Annotated in this window: 19 protein-coding genes; 3 read left to right on the top strand and 16 right to left on the bottom strand. The window is 66.4% G+C overall.

Going from position 1 to position 18,352, the window contains the following annotated elements; genetic code table 11:
* The first annotated feature begins 161 nt into the window (after positions 1-161).
* Positions 162-863 (top strand): Bax inhibitor-1/YccA family protein, encoded by a 702-nt coding sequence (locus AC1DP9_RS23140; RefSeq protein WP_092289702.1) that lies wholly within the window; start codon positions 162-164, stop codon positions 861-863.
* An 84-nt stretch (positions 864-947) separates the two neighbouring features.
* Here the strand turns inward: AC1DP9_RS23140 and rlmD are convergent, their stop codons facing one another.
* Positions 948-2,276: a 23S rRNA (uracil(1939)-C(5))-methyltransferase RlmD gene (gene rlmD / locus AC1DP9_RS23135; protein WP_092290831.1), complete on the bottom strand. Its 1,329-nt coding sequence runs from the start codon at positions 2,274-2,276 to the stop codon at positions 948-950.
* Between the two features lie 168 nt (positions 2,277-2,444).
* Between rlmD and AC1DP9_RS23130 the strand changes: the two genes are divergently transcribed.
* Positions 2,445-3,299 carry an endonuclease/exonuclease/phosphatase family protein gene (locus AC1DP9_RS23130; protein ID WP_477108610.1) on the top strand — a complete coding sequence of 285 codons (855 nt, stop codon included), beginning with the start codon at positions 2,445-2,447 and terminating at the stop codon, positions 3,297-3,299.
* Here the strand turns inward: AC1DP9_RS23130 and AC1DP9_RS23125 are convergent.
* The 5 genes from AC1DP9_RS23125 to surE are packed head-to-tail and all read right to left on the bottom strand — an operon-like array spanning position 3,296 to position 7,914.
* Positions 3,296-4,138 (bottom strand): 3'-5' exonuclease, encoded by an 843-nt coding sequence (locus AC1DP9_RS23125; protein ID WP_092289706.1) that lies wholly within the window; start codon positions 4,136-4,138, stop codon positions 3,296-3,298. The genes AC1DP9_RS23130 and AC1DP9_RS23125 overlap by 4 nt on opposite strands.
* The gene (gene rpoS / locus AC1DP9_RS23120) at positions 4,135-5,310 is read right to left on the bottom strand and encodes an RNA polymerase sigma factor RpoS (RefSeq protein ID WP_092289708.1); all 1,176 of its coding nucleotides are present in this window, start codon (positions 5,308-5,310) and stop codon (positions 4,135-4,137) included. Before rpoS ends, AC1DP9_RS23125 begins: the two co-directional genes overlap by 4 nt.
* Positions 5,311-5,316: 6 nt before the next feature.
* Positions 5,317-6,198, bottom strand: a complete 882-nt coding sequence (locus AC1DP9_RS23115; RefSeq protein WP_477108609.1) for a peptidoglycan DD-metalloendopeptidase family protein — start codon at positions 6,196-6,198, stop codon at positions 5,317-5,319.
* An 8-nt stretch (positions 6,199-6,206) separates the two neighbouring features.
* Positions 6,207-7,112 (bottom strand): protein-L-isoaspartate(D-aspartate) O-methyltransferase, encoded by a 906-nt coding sequence (locus tag AC1DP9_RS23110; protein ID WP_092289711.1) that lies wholly within the window; start codon positions 7,110-7,112, stop codon positions 6,207-6,209.
* A 49-nt stretch (positions 7,113-7,161) separates the two neighbouring features.
* Positions 7,162-7,914, bottom strand: a complete 753-nt coding sequence (gene surE, locus AC1DP9_RS23105) for a 5'/3'-nucleotidase SurE (RefSeq protein ID WP_441593547.1) — start codon at positions 7,912-7,914, stop codon at positions 7,162-7,164.
* Between the two features lie 151 nt (positions 7,915-8,065).
* On the opposite strand from surE, the gene AC1DP9_RS23100 reads away from it, so the two are divergent.
* Positions 8,066-9,040 (top strand): NADPH:quinone oxidoreductase family protein, encoded by a 975-nt coding sequence (locus AC1DP9_RS23100; protein WP_092289715.1) that lies wholly within the window; start codon positions 8,066-8,068, stop codon positions 9,038-9,040.
* A gap of 83 nt (positions 9,041-9,123) precedes the next feature.
* Here AC1DP9_RS23100 and AC1DP9_RS23095 read toward each other — a convergent pair whose 3' ends face one another.
* The 10 genes from AC1DP9_RS23095 to AC1DP9_RS23050 form a co-directional block, all read right to left on the bottom strand.
* Positions 9,124-9,915 (bottom strand): ABC transporter permease, encoded by a 792-nt coding sequence (locus AC1DP9_RS23095; protein ID WP_441593546.1) that lies wholly within the window; start codon positions 9,913-9,915, stop codon positions 9,124-9,126.
* Positions 9,916-9,950: 35 nt separating this feature from the next.
* Positions 9,951-10,763 (bottom strand): ABC transporter ATP-binding protein, encoded by an 813-nt coding sequence (locus tag AC1DP9_RS23090; protein WP_477108608.1) that lies wholly within the window; start codon positions 10,761-10,763, stop codon positions 9,951-9,953.
* Positions 10,764-10,868: 105 nt separating this feature from the next.
* Positions 10,869-11,912, bottom strand: a complete 1,044-nt coding sequence (locus tag AC1DP9_RS23085; RefSeq protein WP_092289721.1) for an ABC transporter substrate-binding protein — start codon at positions 11,910-11,912, stop codon at positions 10,869-10,871.
* A gap of 252 nt (positions 11,913-12,164) precedes the next feature.
* Positions 12,165-13,142 (bottom strand): Bug family tripartite tricarboxylate transporter substrate binding protein, encoded by a 978-nt coding sequence (locus AC1DP9_RS23080; RefSeq protein ID WP_477108607.1) that lies wholly within the window; start codon positions 13,140-13,142, stop codon positions 12,165-12,167.
* 54 nt (positions 13,143-13,196) lie between these two features.
* The gene (locus AC1DP9_RS23075) at positions 13,197-14,165 is read right to left on the bottom strand and encodes a hydroxymethylglutaryl-CoA lyase (protein WP_092289725.1); all 969 of its coding nucleotides are present in this window, start codon (positions 14,163-14,165) and stop codon (positions 13,197-13,199) included.
* On the bottom strand, positions 14,162-15,358 hold the full coding sequence (locus AC1DP9_RS23070; protein ID WP_477108606.1) for a CaiB/BaiF CoA transferase family protein: 1,197 nt from the start codon (positions 15,356-15,358) through the stop codon (positions 14,162-14,164). Before AC1DP9_RS23070 ends, AC1DP9_RS23075 begins: the two co-directional genes overlap by 4 nt.
* Positions 15,359-15,555: 197 nt before the next feature.
* Positions 15,556-16,461, bottom strand: coding sequence for a LysR family transcriptional regulator (locus AC1DP9_RS23065; protein ID WP_477108605.1), 906 nt, complete (start codon positions 16,459-16,461; stop codon positions 15,556-15,558).
* Between the two features lie 23 nt (positions 16,462-16,484).
* Positions 16,485-17,099, bottom strand: a complete 615-nt coding sequence (gene recR / locus AC1DP9_RS23060; RefSeq protein ID WP_092289731.1) for a recombination mediator RecR — start codon at positions 17,097-17,099, stop codon at positions 16,485-16,487.
* A 25-nt stretch (positions 17,100-17,124) separates the two neighbouring features.
* The gene (locus AC1DP9_RS23055) at positions 17,125-17,451 is read right to left on the bottom strand and encodes a YbaB/EbfC family nucleoid-associated protein (RefSeq protein WP_092289733.1); all 327 of its coding nucleotides are present in this window, start codon (positions 17,449-17,451) and stop codon (positions 17,125-17,127) included.
* A gap of 78 nt (positions 17,452-17,529) precedes the next feature.
* Positions 17,530-18,352: DNA polymerase III subunit gamma/tau C-terminal domain-containing protein (locus AC1DP9_RS23050; RefSeq protein ID WP_477108604.1), on the bottom strand; the 823-nt coding region annotated here is incomplete at its 5' end.

Below are 18,352 nucleotides of genomic sequence, written 5' to 3'. Positions count from 1 at the left end.
CCAAAGTCTCGTCCAATGTTTGCGAAATCGGAAAACAACCAGGCCAATGCGTTATTGTTAAGACAAAGGCCCTTGCAAAACCGCCTACGCAATGCCACATTGACGCTGTGCCGCCCGGGTCTCACCCGGCGCCTCACCGAACATTGATGACAGGAGTCACCATGAACAACAAGCTGAACACCTACGGTTTCGGCAACAACGCGGGCGCGACCGATGTCGTCGTCCGCAATCGGGTCCTACGCAACACCTACTGGCTGCTGGCCCTCTCGATGATCCCGACCGTGCTCGGCGCGTGGATCGGCGTGGCCTCCGGCTTCACCCTGATGGCGGGCAGCCCCGGCCTCTCGATCCTGATCTTCTTCGCGGTCGCGTTCGGCTTCATGTACGGCATCGAGAAGACCAAGAACAGCAGCATGGGCGTGGTCCTGCTGCTGGCGTTCACGTTCTTCATGGGCCTGATGCTGTCGCGACTGATCAGCGCGACGCTGTCGTTCTCGAACGGCCCGGCGCTGATCATGTACGCGTTCGGCGGCACGGCGGCCGTGTTTGCCACGATGGCGTCCGTCGCCACGGTCAGCAAGCGCGATTTCTCCGGCATGAGCAAGTTCCTGTTCGTCGGCGTGATCTTGCTGATCCTGGCCAGCGTGGCCAACATCTGGCTGCAGATGCCCGCGCTGATGATCACCGTGTCCGTGATCGCGATCGGCATCTTCTCCGCGTACATCCTGTTTGACGTGCAGCGCATCGTGAACGGCGGCGAGACGAACTACATCACCGCCACGCTCGCGATCTACCTCGACGTCTACAACGTGTTCGCGAACCTGCTGGCGCTGCTCGGCATCTTCGGCGGCAGCCGCGACTGACGCACGACCCGCAACGTTGTTGCAAACGAAAAACCGGCCTTCGGGCCGGTTTTTTCATGCCTGCGCGATGAGCATCGCCGCCGGTCAGTCCCGCTCGAAGACCGCGATCGACTCCACGTGGGACGTGTGCGGGAACATGTTGACCACACCGGCGCCGGCCAGCCGATAGCCGGCTTCGCGCACCAGCATACCCGCGTCGCGCGCCAGCGTGGCTGGGTTGCACGACACATAGACGATGCGCTGCGGCAGCACGTCGCTGCCGGCCTGGTTGAGATCACCCAGCGCCTTGCAGACCGCCAGCGCACCCTCGCGGGGCGGATCGACGAGCCAGCGGTCGAAGCGGCCCAGCGCGGCGATATCCTGGGCCGTCACCTCGAACAGGTTGCGGGAGGCGAACGACGTCTTGCCAGCCAGCCCGTTGTACTCGGCATTGGCCAGCGCGCGCGTGGTTAGCACCTCGCTGCCCTCGATGCCCATCACCGACGCGCCCTGCGTGGCCAGCGGCAGCGTGAAATTGCCGATACCGCAGAACAGGTCGAGCAGCCGGTCCGTGGGCTGGGCGTCCAGCAGGCGCAGCGCGCGGCCAATCAGCACACGGTTGATCTGATGATTGACCTGCGTGAAATCGGTCGGCTTGAACGGCATGCGGATGCCGAACTCGGGCAGCGTGTACGCCAGTTCCTGATCGGCCGGATAGAACGGATAGACCGTGTCCGGGCCCTTCGGCTGGAGCCAGAACTGCACGCTGTGGCGGTCGGCGAAGGCGCGCAGCAGGTCCTTATCGGCATCGGTCAGCGGCTCAAGGATGCGCAGCACCAGCGCCGTCACTTCCTGGCCCACCGCGAGTTCGATCTGGGGCATGCGGTCGCGGATCGACAACGCCGCGACCAGCTCGCGCAGCGGCACCAGCAAGGCGGACACATGCGGCGGCAGGATCTCGCAGCGCGTCATGTCGGCCACGTAACTGCTCTTGCGCTCGTGGAAGCCCACCAGCGCCCCGCCCCTCTTCGCCACATAGCGGACGGTCAGTCGCGCACGGTAGCGATAGCCCCAGTCTGGGCCCGCAATTGGACGAAATACGACGTCCGGCCGCACCTTCGACAGATGCCAGAGATTGTCCTCCAGCACGCGCTGCTTGATGGCCAACTGGGCGCGCGCGTCCAGGTGCTGCATCGAGCAACCGCCGCACACGCCGAAATGCTGGCAGCCCGGCTCCACGCGCATCACAGACGCCTGCTTCACCTCCACCAGATGGGCCTGCTCGTAGCTCCGCTTGCGGCGGAAACTGCGATAGCTGACCGTCTCGCCCGGCAGCGCACCTTCGACGAAGATTACCTTGCCCGGCGTGCCGTCTTCATTGACCAGGCGGCCGACGCCGCGCGCCTCCATGTCAAGGCTTTCGATCTTGACGATCGGGTCGGGAGACCCCGGAGTTGTGGCGGAAGCGACACTAGACTGCGTCGCCGGCTGGGCGGGTGAAGACACGGCTTGAGACACCAGTGGGACCTGACGTATTGTTTTGCGAAAGCGCGATTGTATTCCAGTCACGGCGCCAAACGGCAGCCGCAATAGAGGACGGCGATGGAACTGATTACGTGGAATATCCAATGGGGGCGCGGGGCAGACGGCAAGGTCGACCTCGCGCGGATCGTCGACACCATGCGCGGCATGGCCGACGCCGACGTGATCTGCCTGCAGGAGGTCACGCGGGGTTTCACGGACATGGCCGGCAACCCGAGCCGCGATCAGGTGGCCGAGCTGACCGCCCTGCTTCCCGGCTACCGCGTCATCTTCGCGCCCGGCGTCGACCGCACCGGGAACGATGGCAGCCATCGCCAGTTCGGCAACGTGGTCGCGACTCGGCTCGCGGTGCGGGAAGTCTTCCGCCATGCATTACCCTGGCCGGCTGATCCGGAAGTGGCGTCGATGCCACGCGTGGCGCTGGAGGTCACAGTGCAGATTGGCGCCAGGCGTCTGCGTGTGATCTCCACGCACCTGGAGTTCTATTCGAAGCTCCAACGCGAGGCCCAGGCTACCGCCCTGCGCGACTGGCATAAGGAGGCGTGCGATCACGCGCGGCGGCCCAGCAAATCGGAATCACGGCCCGGCCCGTTCACGCCGGAGCCACGGCCCATTGAAGCGATCCTGTGCGGCGACTTCAACGCCAAGCCGGAGGATGTGGCCTACCGGACCATGCTCGAGCGCTACCCCGATGCCACGCCGAACTGGCAAGACGCGTGGATCCACACCCACCCGGGCGAGCCCCACGCGCCGACCTGCGCCCTCTATGACAAGAAGCAATGGCCGGAGCCGCCCTTCGCGTGTGATTTCGTGTTCGTGACGGAGAATTTGCTCGCCGATGTGCAACGTTGCGAGGTCAACGGCGAGACCGATGCATCGGACCACCAGCCCATCCATCTGACACTGGACGCCTAGATTTCGGGCTCTTCGTCGTCCTCGGGGCTCATCGGCTTGAGCTGGAAGGCGCGCAGGTACTGCATCCACTGCTCGCCCGGCAGCTCGGCCAGCGACTCCTGAACCAGCGACACTTCCATGTCGAACTCGCGCGGCGTCAGCCCGCCGCGCATCAACTGGAAGCGGCAGTACATCAGGTAGGTGTTGACGACGTCAGTCTCGCAATAATCGCGAATTGCGGCGAGCTGGCCTTGCTGGTAGGCCTCCCAGACCTTGCTGCCGTCCATCCCCATCTTGCCGGGGAAGCCGCATAGCTTGGCCAGGTCGTCGAGCGGCGCACTGGCCCGTGGCTGGTACATCGCCAGCAGGTCCATCAGGTCCAGATGCCGCATGTGATAGCGGCTGATGTAGTTGTTCCACTTGAACTCGCGGCTGTCGTCGTCGCGGCCCTCACCCATTTCCCAGTAACGCGGCGCAGCGACCCCGTTGATCAGCCCACGATAGTGGAGCACGGGCAGGTCGAAGCCACCGCCATTCCACGACACCAGTTGCGGGCTGTAGCGCGCGATCAGTTCGTAGAACTTCTGGATCAGCGTGGCCTCACCATCCTCGAGCGTGCCGAGCGAGCCGACATGGAACACGGCGGACCCATCGCGCTGCGTGCGACGCAGCACACAGGAAATGGCAGCCACGCGCTGCAGGTGGTGCGGCATGAAGTCGGAGCCGGTCTTGTCCCGGCGGGCGGCAAACGCATGCTCGGCGACTTCGGCGTCGCTCATCGATGCGGGATGGTCATGCAAACGGCGCAGGCCGGCGACATCGGGAATCGTCTCGATGTCGAATACCAGCACAGGGGTCATAAAACGGCGTCCTTCCTGACACCTTGCGAAGCGAAATGCCGCTTGAGCTTGACCAGCGCTTCCTGCTGGATCTGGCGCACGCGCTCGCGCGTCAGACCCATTTCCTCGGCCAGCTCCTCGAGCGTAGCCGGCTCGATGTGGTTCAGGCCGAAGCGGCGCTCCACCACATAGCGATGCTTCTCCGACAGGCGGGCCAGCCAAAGCTTCATCAGGTTTTCCAACTCGCGGTGGGCCACTTCCTGGTCGGGCGCGGCGTTGTGCTCGTCGGAAAGGAAATCGAGCAGGCTGGAGCCTGGGTCGAGATCGAACGGCGTATCGAGCGAGGTGGTATGTTCATTGAGTGCCAGCACGTCCTGCACCTCGTCAGGCGTCTTTCCGAGGAGATGAGCAATGTCCTCGAGGCTGGCGTCGCGGCCATCGGTGCCACCTTTTTCAAGATGACGCTTGGCACGCAGTACTTGATTGAGTTCGCGAATCACGTGCACCGGCAACCGCACCGTGCGGGCCTGATTCATGATCGCGCGCTCGATGCTCTGGCGGATCCACCACGTGGCATAGGTGGAAAAGCGGAAACCACGGGTCGGATCGAACTTCTCGATGGCGTGCATCAAGCCGAGATTGCCTTCCTCGATCAAATCGAGCAGCGGCACGCCACGGTTCAGGTAGCCCTTGGCGATGCTGACCACGAGGCGCAGGTTTCGCTCGATCATCACCTGCCGCGCGGAGAAATCCCCGCCCTTGGCCAGCGTGGAGAAATGGAGTTCCTCCGGCGCGGACAGCAACGGCTTGATGCTGATGCGGTTCAGGTAATGCTGGACGGTGTCGGCGGCGAGTTCCGTGTGGAGCACGGTCTTGAAGTCGTCGTGCTCGGGCGCGGCCTCGGCGGCTTCTTCTTCCTCTTCCTCGTCCTCGGCTTCATCGTCGTCGCCGTCGTCGGCGGCGACGACGTCTACGCGCAGGTCGGTGGCGAGATCGGTGTCACGCAGGCCGGCACGCGAAACGGGCGTGATGGGCTCGTCGGTAGCCGGGACCATTTCGGCAGCAGGATCGTCGCCGAAGCCCTCGGCGTCCACCACGTCGGCAGATTTCGCCACACCAGCCTTTCCTTCCGGCTGCTTGGGACGACGGGTCCTGCTGACAACTCCGGATGAGACAGTTTTCTGGCGTGGCATGAAACCTCACTGTGGCGGCAGATACCGCATCGGATCGACCGGTTTTCCGTTCTTGCGAACCTCAAAGTGCAGCTTGACCCTGTCAGTATCACTGTTACCCATTTCGGCAATCTTCTGGCCCTTGCGGACCATTGACTGCTCTGCCACCAGCACCTTGTCGTTATGACCGTAGGCGGTGAGATACGTGTCGTTGTGTTTGATGATGACAAGATTCCCGTAGCCGCGCAAGGGGCCTACGTGAATCACCCTACCCTCGTCGGCAGCCAGCACGGCATCGCCTTTTTTACCAGCGATATCAATGCCTTTGTTACCTTTGTCATCAAATTTTCCGATCAGCTGACCGCTGGCGGGCCAGGACAGGCGGACGTCGCCAGCCGCGGCCGAAGCCGCCGCTGCTGCCGATGCACCGGCCGAGGGCGTGGCGGCCGGCACCGAGGCCGCTGCCGTGGTGCCGGAGGGGGTCCCGACAGGGGTGCCGACCGGGCGCGCCGCGTCAATCGGCTGCGACTGCACCGTGCCAGGCGCCACCGGCACCGTGGCGACGCCCGGGGCTACGTTAGCGTCGGCGCTCGGCGGCACGACGCGCAGCAGTTGTCCGACCTCGATCTGATTCGCATTGCCGATATTGTTCCACGACGCCACGTCGCGATACGACTGCCCGTTCTCGAGCGCGATACGGTAAAGGGTATCGCCTCGCTTGACCCGATAGTATCCAGGCGGCGCCGGCTCCACGGACGCGGCGGCCTGTCCACCTGCGGTGGAGGTGCGGTCCACCACCGGGGCGGGCATGGGCGAGTTGGCGCAGGCAGCCAGCAGGGCGACGAGCGCGGTGACGGTGAAACGTTGTCCCAAACGTGCGAAATGTTCCGATTTCACGATGTTGTGCATAGTTCGACTCAGATGGTGCCCGATTTTAAGGGCACAAAGAAAACGGCTTCAAGCGCGGTCCTGTGAAACCGATGACGGTTCAGGCGCTCGATCAGCAAGAGCTGCTGGGTGACGGTCTGGCCGGGGCCGCCCGGGGCGGATGCCACCACCGGGGCGATCAGCCGGCCGCCAATCGCCAGTTGCCCGAGCAGCGCCTCGGGCACGTCCATCCCGGCGGCGGCCAGGATGATGGCGGAAAACGGTGCGGCCTGCGGCAGCCCGAGCATGCCATCGCCGTAATGCAGGCGGATGTTCGGCACGCGCAGCGGACGCAGGTTCGCCTTGGCTTGTTCGTGGAGCGGACGAATCCGCTCGATGGAGAACACTTCCTGCGCGACGAGGCTCAGCACGGCAGCCTGGTAGCCGCAGCCGGTGCCGATTTCCAGCACCCGCGGGATCGGCTGGTCCGGCGTGAGGCCCTCGCGCAGCAGTTCGATCATGCGCGCCACCACCGACGGCTTGGAAATGGTCTGCTGATGGCCGATCGGCAGCGCGGCGTCCTCATAGGCCTGCGAGGCCAGCCCCGGCTCCATGAACAGATGGCGTGGCACCGTGGCGATGGCGCTCAGCACGCGCTCGTCGCGGATGCCGCCGGCACGCAGCCGTGCAGCCAGCGCGGTGCGGGCGCGATCGGACGCCATGCCGCCCCCGCCCGCCGTGGCCGCCGAGGCACGCGCCTCCACGGCACTGCCCGGTGGCGGCGGGGCCGCAGGCGGTGCGGACGGCTTGCGTGGCTTGACGGTCGCCGGCGCGGGCGCGGCCACATGCCGGCCGCCCACGGCGGGCAGGCCGGCCGTGCGCTTCGGCGCGGGCTTGCGTTCGACTACCGCATCGAGCGGCAGCGGAAAGCGGGATCGGCGCGGCGTGGTGCTCATCGGCGCAATACCGGAATCGAAGACTGGAGGGCCGACGCGAACGACACGCCTACCCCAGCCACTGTCCGAGTTGTTCGAGCTGCGCGCGATGGGTCAGGTCGAGCTGCAACGGCGTCAGCGAGACAAACCCATTGGCGGTGGCGTGGAAATCGGTGCCTTCGCTCGCGTCGCGCGCGTCGCCGGCCGGGCCGATCCAGTAGTTCGTATCGCCACGCGGATTCACCTGCGTGATGACCGGCTGCGAAGGATGGCGCTTGCCGAGGCGCGTGGCGCGCTGGCCCTTCAGATGTTCGAACGGCAGGTTCGGGATGTTGACGTTGAGCAGGAACGGCTCCTGGGGCGGGCGGGCGATCACGCGCTCCACGATCTCGCGCGCCACGCGCGCGGCGGCGTCCAGGTGCTCCCAGCCCTTGTCCACCTGCGAGAACGCGATGGACGGGATGCCGAAAAGATAGCCCTCGATGGCGGCGGCCACGGTGCCCGAGTACAGGACATCCTCGCCCATGTTCTGGCCTTGATTGATGCCAGACACCACCAGGTCGGGCCGATCCTCGAGCAGGCCGGTCAGTGCCACGTGCACGCAGTCGGTGGGCGTACCATTGATGAAACGGAAACCCTTCTGCACGCCCTCGCGCGCCTCGAAAACCGAGAGCGGACGTTGCAGCGTGAGCGAATTCGACGCACCGCTATGGTTCTGCTCGGGCGCGATCACCGTCACGCGCGCAAGCGGGGCGAGCGCGGCATGCAGAACGGCAAGGCCCGGCGCGAGATAACCGTCGTCGTTGGCGAGAAGGATATGCATGGCCGCGATTGTACCCGAGCAAAGCGGCCATCGCGGCACCAAAACGGCGTGGAACCGCCGCCCGACACGAACAGAACGATCGTGCTTTTTTGCGCTACACTTCCCGGAGCGCAGACCATCGCCACACCACAACACCACCACCGGAGACAAGATGAAAGCCGTACTCTGCAAAGCCTGGGGCCCGCCCGATTCCCTTTCGCTCGACACCCTCCCGGACCTCGTACCCGGCGATGGCGAGGTCGTCATCGACGTCAAGGCCGCCGGGGTCAACTTCCCCGACGTGCTGATCATCCAGAACAAGTACCAGGCCAAGCCGGCGCTGCCTTTCTCGCCCGGTTCGGAGCTGGCCGGCGTGGTCAACGCGGTGGGCGCGGGCGTGACGCACGTCAAGCCCGGCGACAAGGTCATCGCCTATCTCGGCAACGGCGCCTTCGCCACGCAGGCCAAGGCCCCGGCGAGCGCCGTGGTGCCGATGCCGCCCGGCATCGACTTCGACGTGGCCGCCGCCTTCACGCTGACCTACGGCACCTCCCACCACGCCGTGGTGGACCGGGGCGAGCTGAAGGCTGGCGAGACGATGCTGGTGCTGGGCGCGGCCGGCGGCGTGGGCCTGGCGGCCATCGAGATCGGCAAGGCGATTGGCGCGCGGGTGATCGCGGCGGCGTCTACCGACGAGAAGCTGGCGGTCTGCAAGGAGCACGGCGCCGACGCGCTGATCAACTACAGCACCGAAGACCTGCGCGAGCGCGTCAAGGCGCTGACCGACGGCAAGGGCCCGGACGTCATCTATGACCCGGTTGGGGGGATTTATGCCGAGCCGGCCTTCCGCTCGATCGGCTGGCGTGGCCGCTACCTCGTGGTGGGCTTCGCCAACGGCGAGATCCCGAAGATGCCGCTGAACCTGGCCCTGCTCAAGGGCGCGTCGCTGGTCGGCGTGTTCTGGGGCGATTTCGCCCGTCGCGAGCCACGTAACAATCAGGCCAATATGGCGCAGATGCTGGGCTGGATGAAGGAAGGCAAGATTCGCCCGCACATCTCGGCACGCTACCCGCTGGAGCAGGCGCCGCAGGCGCTGAAGGACATGGAAGCGCGCAAGGTGACCGGCAAGATCGTCATCATGCCGTAACGCTTCTCCGCCCTTCCCCGGCCTGTCCTTTGTCTGGACATTGGCCGGGCGAGGGCGAATTTAACAACGTTTAACACAGAATTTCAGAGTTTTTCGGTCTCACCCGAACTCGGCTGCCACTTCATCAGCCGCTTCTCCCCCACCGTCACCATCCAGTCCAGCACCAGCGCGCACGCGGTCAGTACTACGATGCCCGCGAACACCGTGTTGATGTCGAACGTGCCTTCGGCCTGGAGAATCAGGTAGCCCACGCCGCGCGCGGAACCCAGGTACTCGCCCACCACCGCGCCCACGAACGCCAGACCCACTGACGTGTGCAGCGACGAGAACACCCAGCTCGTGGCGCTGGGCAGGTACACGTGGCGCAGCAGTTGCTTCTGGTTCGCGCCGAGCATGCGTGCGTTGGCCAGCACCACCGGACTCACTTCCTTCACGCCCTGGTAGACGTTGAAGAAGACGATGAAGAACACCAGCGTCACGGCCAGCGCCACCTTCGACCAGATCCCCAGCCCGAACCAGACCGCGAAGATCGGCGCCAGGATCACGCGCGGCATCGAGTTGGCCGCTTTCACATACGGGTCGAGCACGGCCGAGGTGAACGGGCTCAACGCCAGCCACAGCCCCACGCCCAGCCCGGCCACCGTGCCGATGCCGAACGCCAGCACCGTCTCCAGCAGCGTCACGCCCAGGTGGATATAGATATCACGCTCGACGACGAACCAGGTCCAGATGCGCTTCGCCACCATCAGCGGTTCGCCGAAGAAGAACGCCACCTCTTGCGAGCGCGTGGCCGCATGCCACACCCCCAGGATCACCACCAGCACCAGCAGCTGCCACACACGCAGCATGCCCTTAGAATCCGCTCGAAAAGCCATATCGTTGTTCTACGAGTTTTTGTATCGTCAGAGGGTCAGGCGACCTTGCGCTGCTGCGCGTAGCCCTTGAGCACTTCCTCGCGCAGCACGTCCCAGATGGCGGCGTGCAGCTCCACGAAGCGCGGATGGTTGCGGACTTCCGCCACGTCGCGCGGACGCGGCAGGTCGATCGCAAATTCGCCAATCGGATGGGTGCCCGGGCCGGCCGACAGCACCACCACGCGGTCACTCATGGCGATGGCCTCGTCCAGGTCGTGCGTGATGAACAGCACGGCCTTTCGCTTGGCGGCCCAGAGGTCCAGCACCTCGTTTTCCATCAGCTGGCGGGTCTGGATGTCCAGCGCCGAGAACGGCTCGTCCATCAGGATGATGTCCGGGTCCAGCACCAGCGTCTGCGCCAGGCTCACGCGCTTGCGCATGCCGCCCGAGAGCTGGTGCGGATAGCGGTCGCCAAACCCACCCAGGCCCACGCGGCGTAGCCATTCCTCGCCCTGCGCCTCGGCGTCGGCGCGCGGTACGCCGCGGAATTCCAGGCCAGCAATCACGTTGTCCAGCGCGCTGCGCCACGGCATCAGCGCCTCGGACTGAAACATATAGCCGGCGCGGCGGTTGATGCCGACCAGCGGCTCGCCGAACACGCGCACGGTGCCGCTGGAAGGCTCCAGCAGGCCGGCGCCGACGTTCAGCAGCGTGGACTTGCCGCAGCCCGTGGGGCCCACCACCGAGACGAACTCGCCGGGCTGGATGGACAGCGTGACATCGCGCACGGCGGTGTAGCGCTGGCTGCGGTCCTCGCGCGAGACGAAGGTGCAGGTAACGTTCTCGAGGGAAAGTGCGGGCGTGCTCATTGCTCGAAGAAAACTCGTCGAAAAACTGGACTCAGAGAAAACACAAGCCCGCCGAGCGTTGCGCGCGCGGCGGGCGGCGTGAAGGCGGGTGCGCTGACTTGTCGATTACTTGTACTTGGCGTTGGCGCGCTGGACGAACGTGTTCGTGAACGTGTTCTCGAGCTTGATCGACTTGCCCTTCAGCTCAGGATCGAACTGCTGCAAGGTGTTCAGCGCCGTCTTCGGGCCATCAGCCGGCATCGTGCCGTCCGGCGAGATGGCTTCCTTGACCTGCTCCCAGGCGGCCAGATAGAGCGCGCGGTCGCCCAGCAGGTAGCTCTCGGGCACGGTTTTCACGATGTCCGACGGGCCAGCCTTCTGCAGCCACTTGAGCGCGCGGACCATGGCATTGGTCATCGCCTGCGTGGTGTTGGGGTTCTGCTGGATGAAGGCGGTCGAGGCATACAGGCAGCCTGACGGCATATTGCCGCCGAACACCGCCTGGGTTTCCTTGAGCGTGCGGGTGTCCGAGGCGATCTTCACCTCGTTCTTCTGCGTCAGCATCGACACCACCGGATCCAGGTTGGCCATCGCGTCGATCTGGCCCGAGCGCATGGCGGCCACCGCGCCGGCGCTGGCGCCCACGCCGATGAACGACACGTCCGACGGCTTCAGGCCCGACTTGGCCAGCACGAAGTTGGCCATCATATTGGTCGAGGAACCCGGCGCGGTCACGCCGATCTTCTTGCCCTTCAGGTCGGCAATCGACTTGAAGTTCGGCATGGTCTTGTTCGACACCACCAGCACGATCTGCGGCGCACGGCCCTGGAGCACGAATTCCTGGTACTGCTGGCCCTTGGCCTGCAGGTTGATGGTGTGCTCGTAGGCGCCGGACACCACGTCCGCGCTACCGCCGACCACGGCCTGGAGCGCCTTGGCGCCGCCGGCGAAGTCGACGATCTCCACGTCCAGGCCCTCTTCCTTGAAGTAGCCCAGGCGCTCGGCAATCGTCAGGGGCAGGTAATAGAAGAGATTCTTGCCCCCCACGGCGATGGTCACCTTGGTCTTCTCGGGCTTGCCCTGCGCCTGCGCGCTGCTGAAGGTGAACCACCCGGCCAGGAACAGGGCCAGTGCGATCAGCGCCCGCTTCCAGAATGTCTTGTCGTACATGAGATGCTCTCCTACCTGACTACCTGTTTTTGTTCGTTGCGTGCCGCCTTGCGGCAAATTGCGATGCTACCGGCCGCGGCCGGTGCCCGCATCGGGATCAACACCTACCGGACGATGCAGACATTTGGCGGACATTGCCAACGCAACGCAATGCCGGCCCGTAAACGCAGCGCGGCGGCGCACAGTGTACGTGCGCCGCCTTTCGATCACCTTGCCATGGTCGGAATGTCTGGCTCCGTGACCTCCTCCGCTTTACTCCGCGTGGATGTCGGCGGACTTGATGACCTTGCCCCAGCGCGTCAGTTCGGCCCGCTGGTACTGATCCAGCTGCTGCGGGTTCATGTAGCGCGCCTCGGCGCCCAGTTCCTCGGCCTTCTTGCGGAAGGCATCGGACTTCATGATCTTCTCGATCTCCGAAGTCAGCTTGTCGATGACGGGCTTCGGCGTGCCGGCCGGCGCGTACATGGCGAACCACGACGACACGTCCAGGTCGGGATAGCCCGCCTCCGGTGCCGACGGCACGTCCTTCAGGCTAGGCAGGCGCGTCTTGCTGGTCACCACCAGCGGGCGCAGCTTGCCGGCGGCGATATGGCCCATCAGCGGCGGCGGCGTGGTGATGGTCAGGTCGACGTTGCCGCCCAGCAGGTCGGTCATCGCCGGGCCGGTACCTTTGTATGGCACATGGGTAATCTTCGTGCCGGCCTGCAGGTTCAGCAATTCCGTGGACACGTGCTGGAGCGAGCCATTGCCCGACGACGCGTAGTTGAGCTTGCCCGGATTCGCCTTGGCGTAGGCCACCAGTTCCTTGAGCGAGTGGACCGGCAGGCTCGGCCGCACCACCAGCACCTGCGGGGCGGACAGCAGGTTCGCCACGGGCGCGAAGTCCTTCACCGGATCCCACGGCTGCTTGGTCAGCAGCGGCGTGATCACGTGGTAGCCCGAGTACTGCACGAGCAGCGTGTAGCCATCCGGCTTGGCGCGCTGCACGGCCTGCGCGGCGATGGTGCCGTTGCCGCCGGGCTTGTTGTCGACGACGACCGACTGGCCGAGCGCCTTGGACAGCGGCTCCGAGATCAGGCGCGCGGCGATGTCCGTCGTACCACCGGCCGCGGCGGACACCACCAGCATCACCGGTTTGTTGGGATAGGTGCTGTCCTGCGCCTGGGCGGCAGGTACGAATGCCATGCCAGCCAGCAGCGCAGCGGCCGTCAGTTGAGTCTTGCGGTTCATGGTTGTCTCCGTGCTTGTTATATAGGGAAGCGAAGGGATCAGAATGTTCTGGCGTTACTGCCCGGCGAAGTGCTCAGCCATCCAGGCCGGGGGTTGATGGGTGCGCAGGCGCGGGCCGGCGCGCAGCAGCTGGCTGGAAATCTCGCGTTCGACCAGTGCCGGCAGGCCCCCGACCACGGCCAGCAGGCCGTCCAGGTCTACGCCGGTGTCCACGCCCATCGACGCGAACATGTGGACGAGTTCTTCCGTGCTGACATTGCCGCTCGCGCCGGGCGCGTACGGGCAGCCGCCAAGACCGCCGGCGGCCGCGTCGAAGCGCGTGACGCCGGTCTGCCAGGCCGCGATGGCATTGGCCAGGCCCATGCCGCGCGTGTTGTGGAGGTGGATGGTCAGCCCGGTCTGCGGCAGCGCGCGCTGGAATGCCTCGCACATCGCCGCCACCTGGTTCGGATAGGCCATGCCCGTGGTATCACACAAAGTGATGCCCGACGCACCCGCATCGGCAAATCGGCGCGCCAGGGCCATCACATCGGCCTCGGGGATATCGCCCTCGAACGGGCAGCCGAACACCGTGGAAAGCGACACGTTCACCGGCACGCCAGCCTTGCCGGCCTCGTCGATCATCGCCGTCAACTGCGCCTTGGACTGCTCGCGCGTCATGCGCAGGTTGGCGCGGTTGTGGGTTTCGCTGCACGACATGACGAGGTTCACCTCGTCCGGCTGGCACGACAGCGCGCGCTCCAGCCCGCGCAGGTTCGGCACGAGCACCGTGTAGGCCACGCCCGGCACCCGTTCGATCTGGTGCATCACGGCCTCGGCATCGGCCAGCGCGGGAATGGCGCGGGCCGATGTGAACGACGTCGCCTCGATGCGCGCGAAACCGCAGTGGGCCAGCGCGTTGACGAAGGCCACCTTGCCTTCGGTCGGCACGACCACCGGCTCGATCTGCAGGCCGTCACGCGGCGCCACATCGTTGATTTCGATCTTGGCCGGCCCGGCCAGCGGATAACGTTGGGCACTCATGCGATCACTCCTCGGGCGCGCAGGTCGGCGATGGCGGCCGCGTCGAAGCCGGATTCGGCCAACACGGCATCGGTATGCTCGCCCAGCGTGGGCGCGCGGTCATGGATGGCGCCGGGGTTGGCGGACAGCTTCGGGATGATGCCCGGCACTTCCACGCTCAGCCCCCGGGCCGACGTCACGGTTTCGATCACGCCGCGCGCCCGGTAGTGCGGGTCTTCGGCGATGTCCTTGACCGTGTAGATGCGGCCGGACGGCACGTCGGCCTCGCGCAGCACCACCAGTGCGGACTCGACGGTCTGGGTCTGGGTCCAGGCGGCGATGGCGGCATCGATCTCGTCCACGCGCTTCACGCGGCCGTCGTTGCGGGCCAGCGCGGGATCTTCGCCGAGGTCCGCGCGGCCCATCGCAGCCATCAGGCGGCGGAAGATTGCGTCGCCATTGGCGGCAATCAGCACATATTCGCCGCAACCGCAGGGATAGGCGTTGGACGGCGCGATGCCCGGCAGCGCGCCGCCAGCCGGCTGGCGCACGGCGCCAAAGGCCGAGTACTCGGGCAACAGGCTTTCGCTGAGGTTGAACAGCGACTCATAGAGCGCCACGTCGATCACCTGCCCCACCCCGCCGCGCGCATCGCGCTCGTACAGAGCCAGCAGCACACCGAGGGCGCCATGCAGGCCGGCGATGGTATCGCCCAGCGAGAGCCCGGCGCGCACCGGCGGCCGGCCCGGCTCGCCGGTCAGGTAACGCAGGCCGCTCATGGCCTCGGCCACGGCGGCAAAGCCGGGTTCGTCCCGGCGCGGGCCGGTCTGGCCGTAGCCGGACACCCGCACCATGATCAGCTTCGGATTGGCGGCGTGGAGCACATCCCAGCCCAGACCCCACTTTTCCATGGTGCCGGGGCGGAAGTTTTCGATCAGGACATCGGCCTCGGTGGCCAGCTTGCGCACCAGCGCCTGGCCTTCCGCCTGACGGAGGTCAATGGCGATGGACTGCTTGTTGCGCGACTGCGCTTCCCACCAGATGGAGGTGTCCTCGTGGATCATGCGCCACTTGCGCAGGGGGTCGCCCTGGCCGGGCGGCTCCACCTTCACCACGTGGGCGCCGAAATCCGCGAGGGTCTTGGCGGCAAAGGGGCCGGCAATCAGTTGTCCCAGTTCCAGGACGCGAATGCCTTCGAGAATCTGTTGCGCCATGTGAGGTGTCTCCGTGATGACCGTGGCTGCCGCGCCGCATCGATCTGCGGGACTGGCTTTTCATGTTGGGTCGGAGTGTGCACCAGCGGCGCGGGCGACGGAATCGGCATTCCGGCAAGCGGGCTTTCTCGGAACGCGAAGGGGCGGGCTTACCCGGAGTTCTCCCGGGGATCCCGGGGGATGGCGCGGAGATCGCCTTAGAACGGCGCGCGGTCGCCGCAGAGATGGGTGATGAGCAGCCGCGCCGACACGGTCAGCCCCGCCGGATCGCGCATGCCGATCAGCAGCGAGCGACGCGCCCAGGCGTCCTGCAGCGGCACCAGCGACAGCCCCATCGATTTCACGTGCGGCTCGGCCGCGATGCGCGGCAGCACGCCCACGCCCAGCCCGGCCATGACCATGCGGCACATCGCATCGAAGCTGCGCACCTGGATGCGCAGCCGGAACTGCCGCTCCAGCCGGCTACTTTCCTCGAGCAGCCGTGCCGCCAGCGAGGTCACCTGCGGCAGGCTCACGAAGTCGTATTCGAGCGTATCGGCGTAATGCACCGGCCCGCGCTCGGACAGCGGATGCCCGGGCGGCGTGATGATGACCAGCTCGTCCTGCCGGTATTCCACGGTCACCAGCCCGGAGCTTGGCGTGCGATCGGCGAAGATGCCGACATCGGCGCGGTTTTCGACCAGCGCGGCGACGATCTCGCCGCTGTTCTGCTCCTCCAGCTCGATGCGGATGGTCGGATGCTGGCGCATGAACGCCGCGAGGTCGTCCGGCAGGAACTGGGTAATGGCCGAGGTGTTGGCGCACACCCGCACCTGCCCGCGCACGCCGGACGCGTAGTCCGACATCACGCCAGCCATCCGTTCCACGTCCTGGAGGATGGTCAGCGCATGGTGGTAGCAGGCCTGTCCGGCCTCGGTCAGTTGCACGCCGGCGGCGTGGCGGAAGAACAGCGGCGCGCCCACGGCGGCTTCGAGATCTGAAATCCGCTTGCTGGCGGCCGCCACGGCCAGGTGCGACTGGCGCGCGCCGGCCGAGATGCTGCCCTGTCGGGCCACGGCCACGAACAGGCCAAGCGTCACGAGGTCGAAGCGCGCCAGATTCATGTTTGTCCGAGGAAGTCCGATACCTACAGGCTACGCCGGTCCATGACGGCGCGGGCGATGGTGCCCGCGTCCACGTATTCGAGTTCGCCGCCCACGGGCACGCCGCGCGCCAGCCGCGACACCTTGAGCCCGCGCGACTTCAGCATCTCGCCGATGTAGTGCGCAGTGGCCTCGCCCTCGCTCGTGAAATTAGTGGCCACGATGACCTCGCCCACCGGTCCGCCGAGTTCGGGGTCCGTGGCGCGGGCCAGCAGCCGGTCCAGGTGGATGTCCTTCGGGCCGATGCCGTCGAGCGGCGAGAGCCGCCCCATCAGCACGAAATACTGGCCGCGATAGGTCAGCGTCTGCTCGATCATCACCTGGTCGGCCGGCGTCTCCACCACGCAAAGCAGCGAGGCGTCGCGCGCGGTGTCGCGGCAGGTCTCGCAGATCTCCTGCTCGGTGAAGGTGTTGCAGCGCTCGCAATGGCGGATGCCGTCGGCAGCACCGCGCAGCGCGTCGCCAAGCTTGCGTGCGCCGTCGCGGTCGTGCTGCAGCAGGTGATAGGCCATGCGCTGGGCGGACTTCGGCCCCACGCCAGGCAGCACCTTGAGCGCCTCGATCAGCGCCTGCAGCGAGGTGGGCGGCGCCGCTCTCATCGGCGCGCCCCTGTCAGATGCGTCATCAGAACGGCAGCTTGAAGCCCGGGGGCAGCGGCAGGCCGGACGTCATCGAGCCCATCTTCTCTTGCGTGGTGGCCTCGGCCTTGCGCACGGCGTCGTTGAACGCGGCGGCGACAAGGTCTTCCAGCAAGTCCTTGTCATCGGCCAGCAGGCTCGGGTCGATGGTCACGCGCTTCACGTCGTTCTTGCAGGTCATCAGCACCTTCACGAGGCCGGCGCCAGACTGGCCCTCGACCTCGATCAGGGCCAGCTGCTCCTGCATCTTCTTCATGTTTTCCTGCATCTGCTGGGCTTGCTTCATCAGCCCGGCCAGTTGACCTTTCATCATGGGGATACTCCTGAATCAATATGTGTGGATGGCGGGGCGGCGCCGGTGGTGCTGGTCTGGCCGCCCCGGGAATAGCTGTCAGGCGGCGCGTGGCTGGACGGAGCCGGGCACGATCTGCCCGCCGAACTCGCGCAACAGCCCCTGCACGAACGGATCGCCGTCAATCGTGGACTCGGCCTCGCGCTGGCGCTCGGCCCGTGCCGCTGCATCGACAGCAGCCGCCGTGTGCGTGACAGCGCCAATTTCGCACTGCACGCGCACTTCCACGCCGAATTGCTCGACCAGCGCGGCCTGGAGCCGTTCGGCGACATTGTTTTCGGCGATGGCCGCCACCGGCACGCGCAGGTGCAGGGTGCGGCCGACCACGCGGTGCAGCTCGCTCTGGAACGCCAACTGCTGGGCCAAGCCCTTGAGCGGCAGCGTGGCGGCCAGCGTCGGCCAGTCGTCGGTGAACACGGGCGGCGTGCCGTCATCGGCGGCACTCGGCGCCACGGGCGGAATCGCCGGGGCCAGTTGCACGGCCGGCTGGGCCGGCTGGGCGGCCGGTTCCGGCTCCGGCCGGCGACCCGGCTTGGCCTGTGGTGCGGCGCGGCTGGCGCGCGGCGCGGGTTCGAACGAGTCCGACTCGAAACCGCTGTCGTAGCCGCCGAAGCTCGGGTCATAGCCCGGATCGCTGTCGTACGGGCCGATCACCGGCAATTCGGGGGGCAATTCCTCCCAAGGCGGCACTTCGCTGCTGGCCGGCTTGGCTGCCGGGGCGGACTGCACCGGCTGCGGCGTCTGGGCTGGCCTGGCCGGCTGGGCAGCGGGTGCGGCCGGCACCTGCCGTGCCGGCGTGGCGGCCGTGGCCGGACGCGCCGCCGCAGGCGGACGCAACGGCTGGGCCGCGGGACGCGGGCTC

It is taken from the genome of Cupriavidus sp. 01L43, from assembly GCF_056399925.1.
This window is presented reverse-complemented; position numbering and strand designations above follow the sequence as displayed.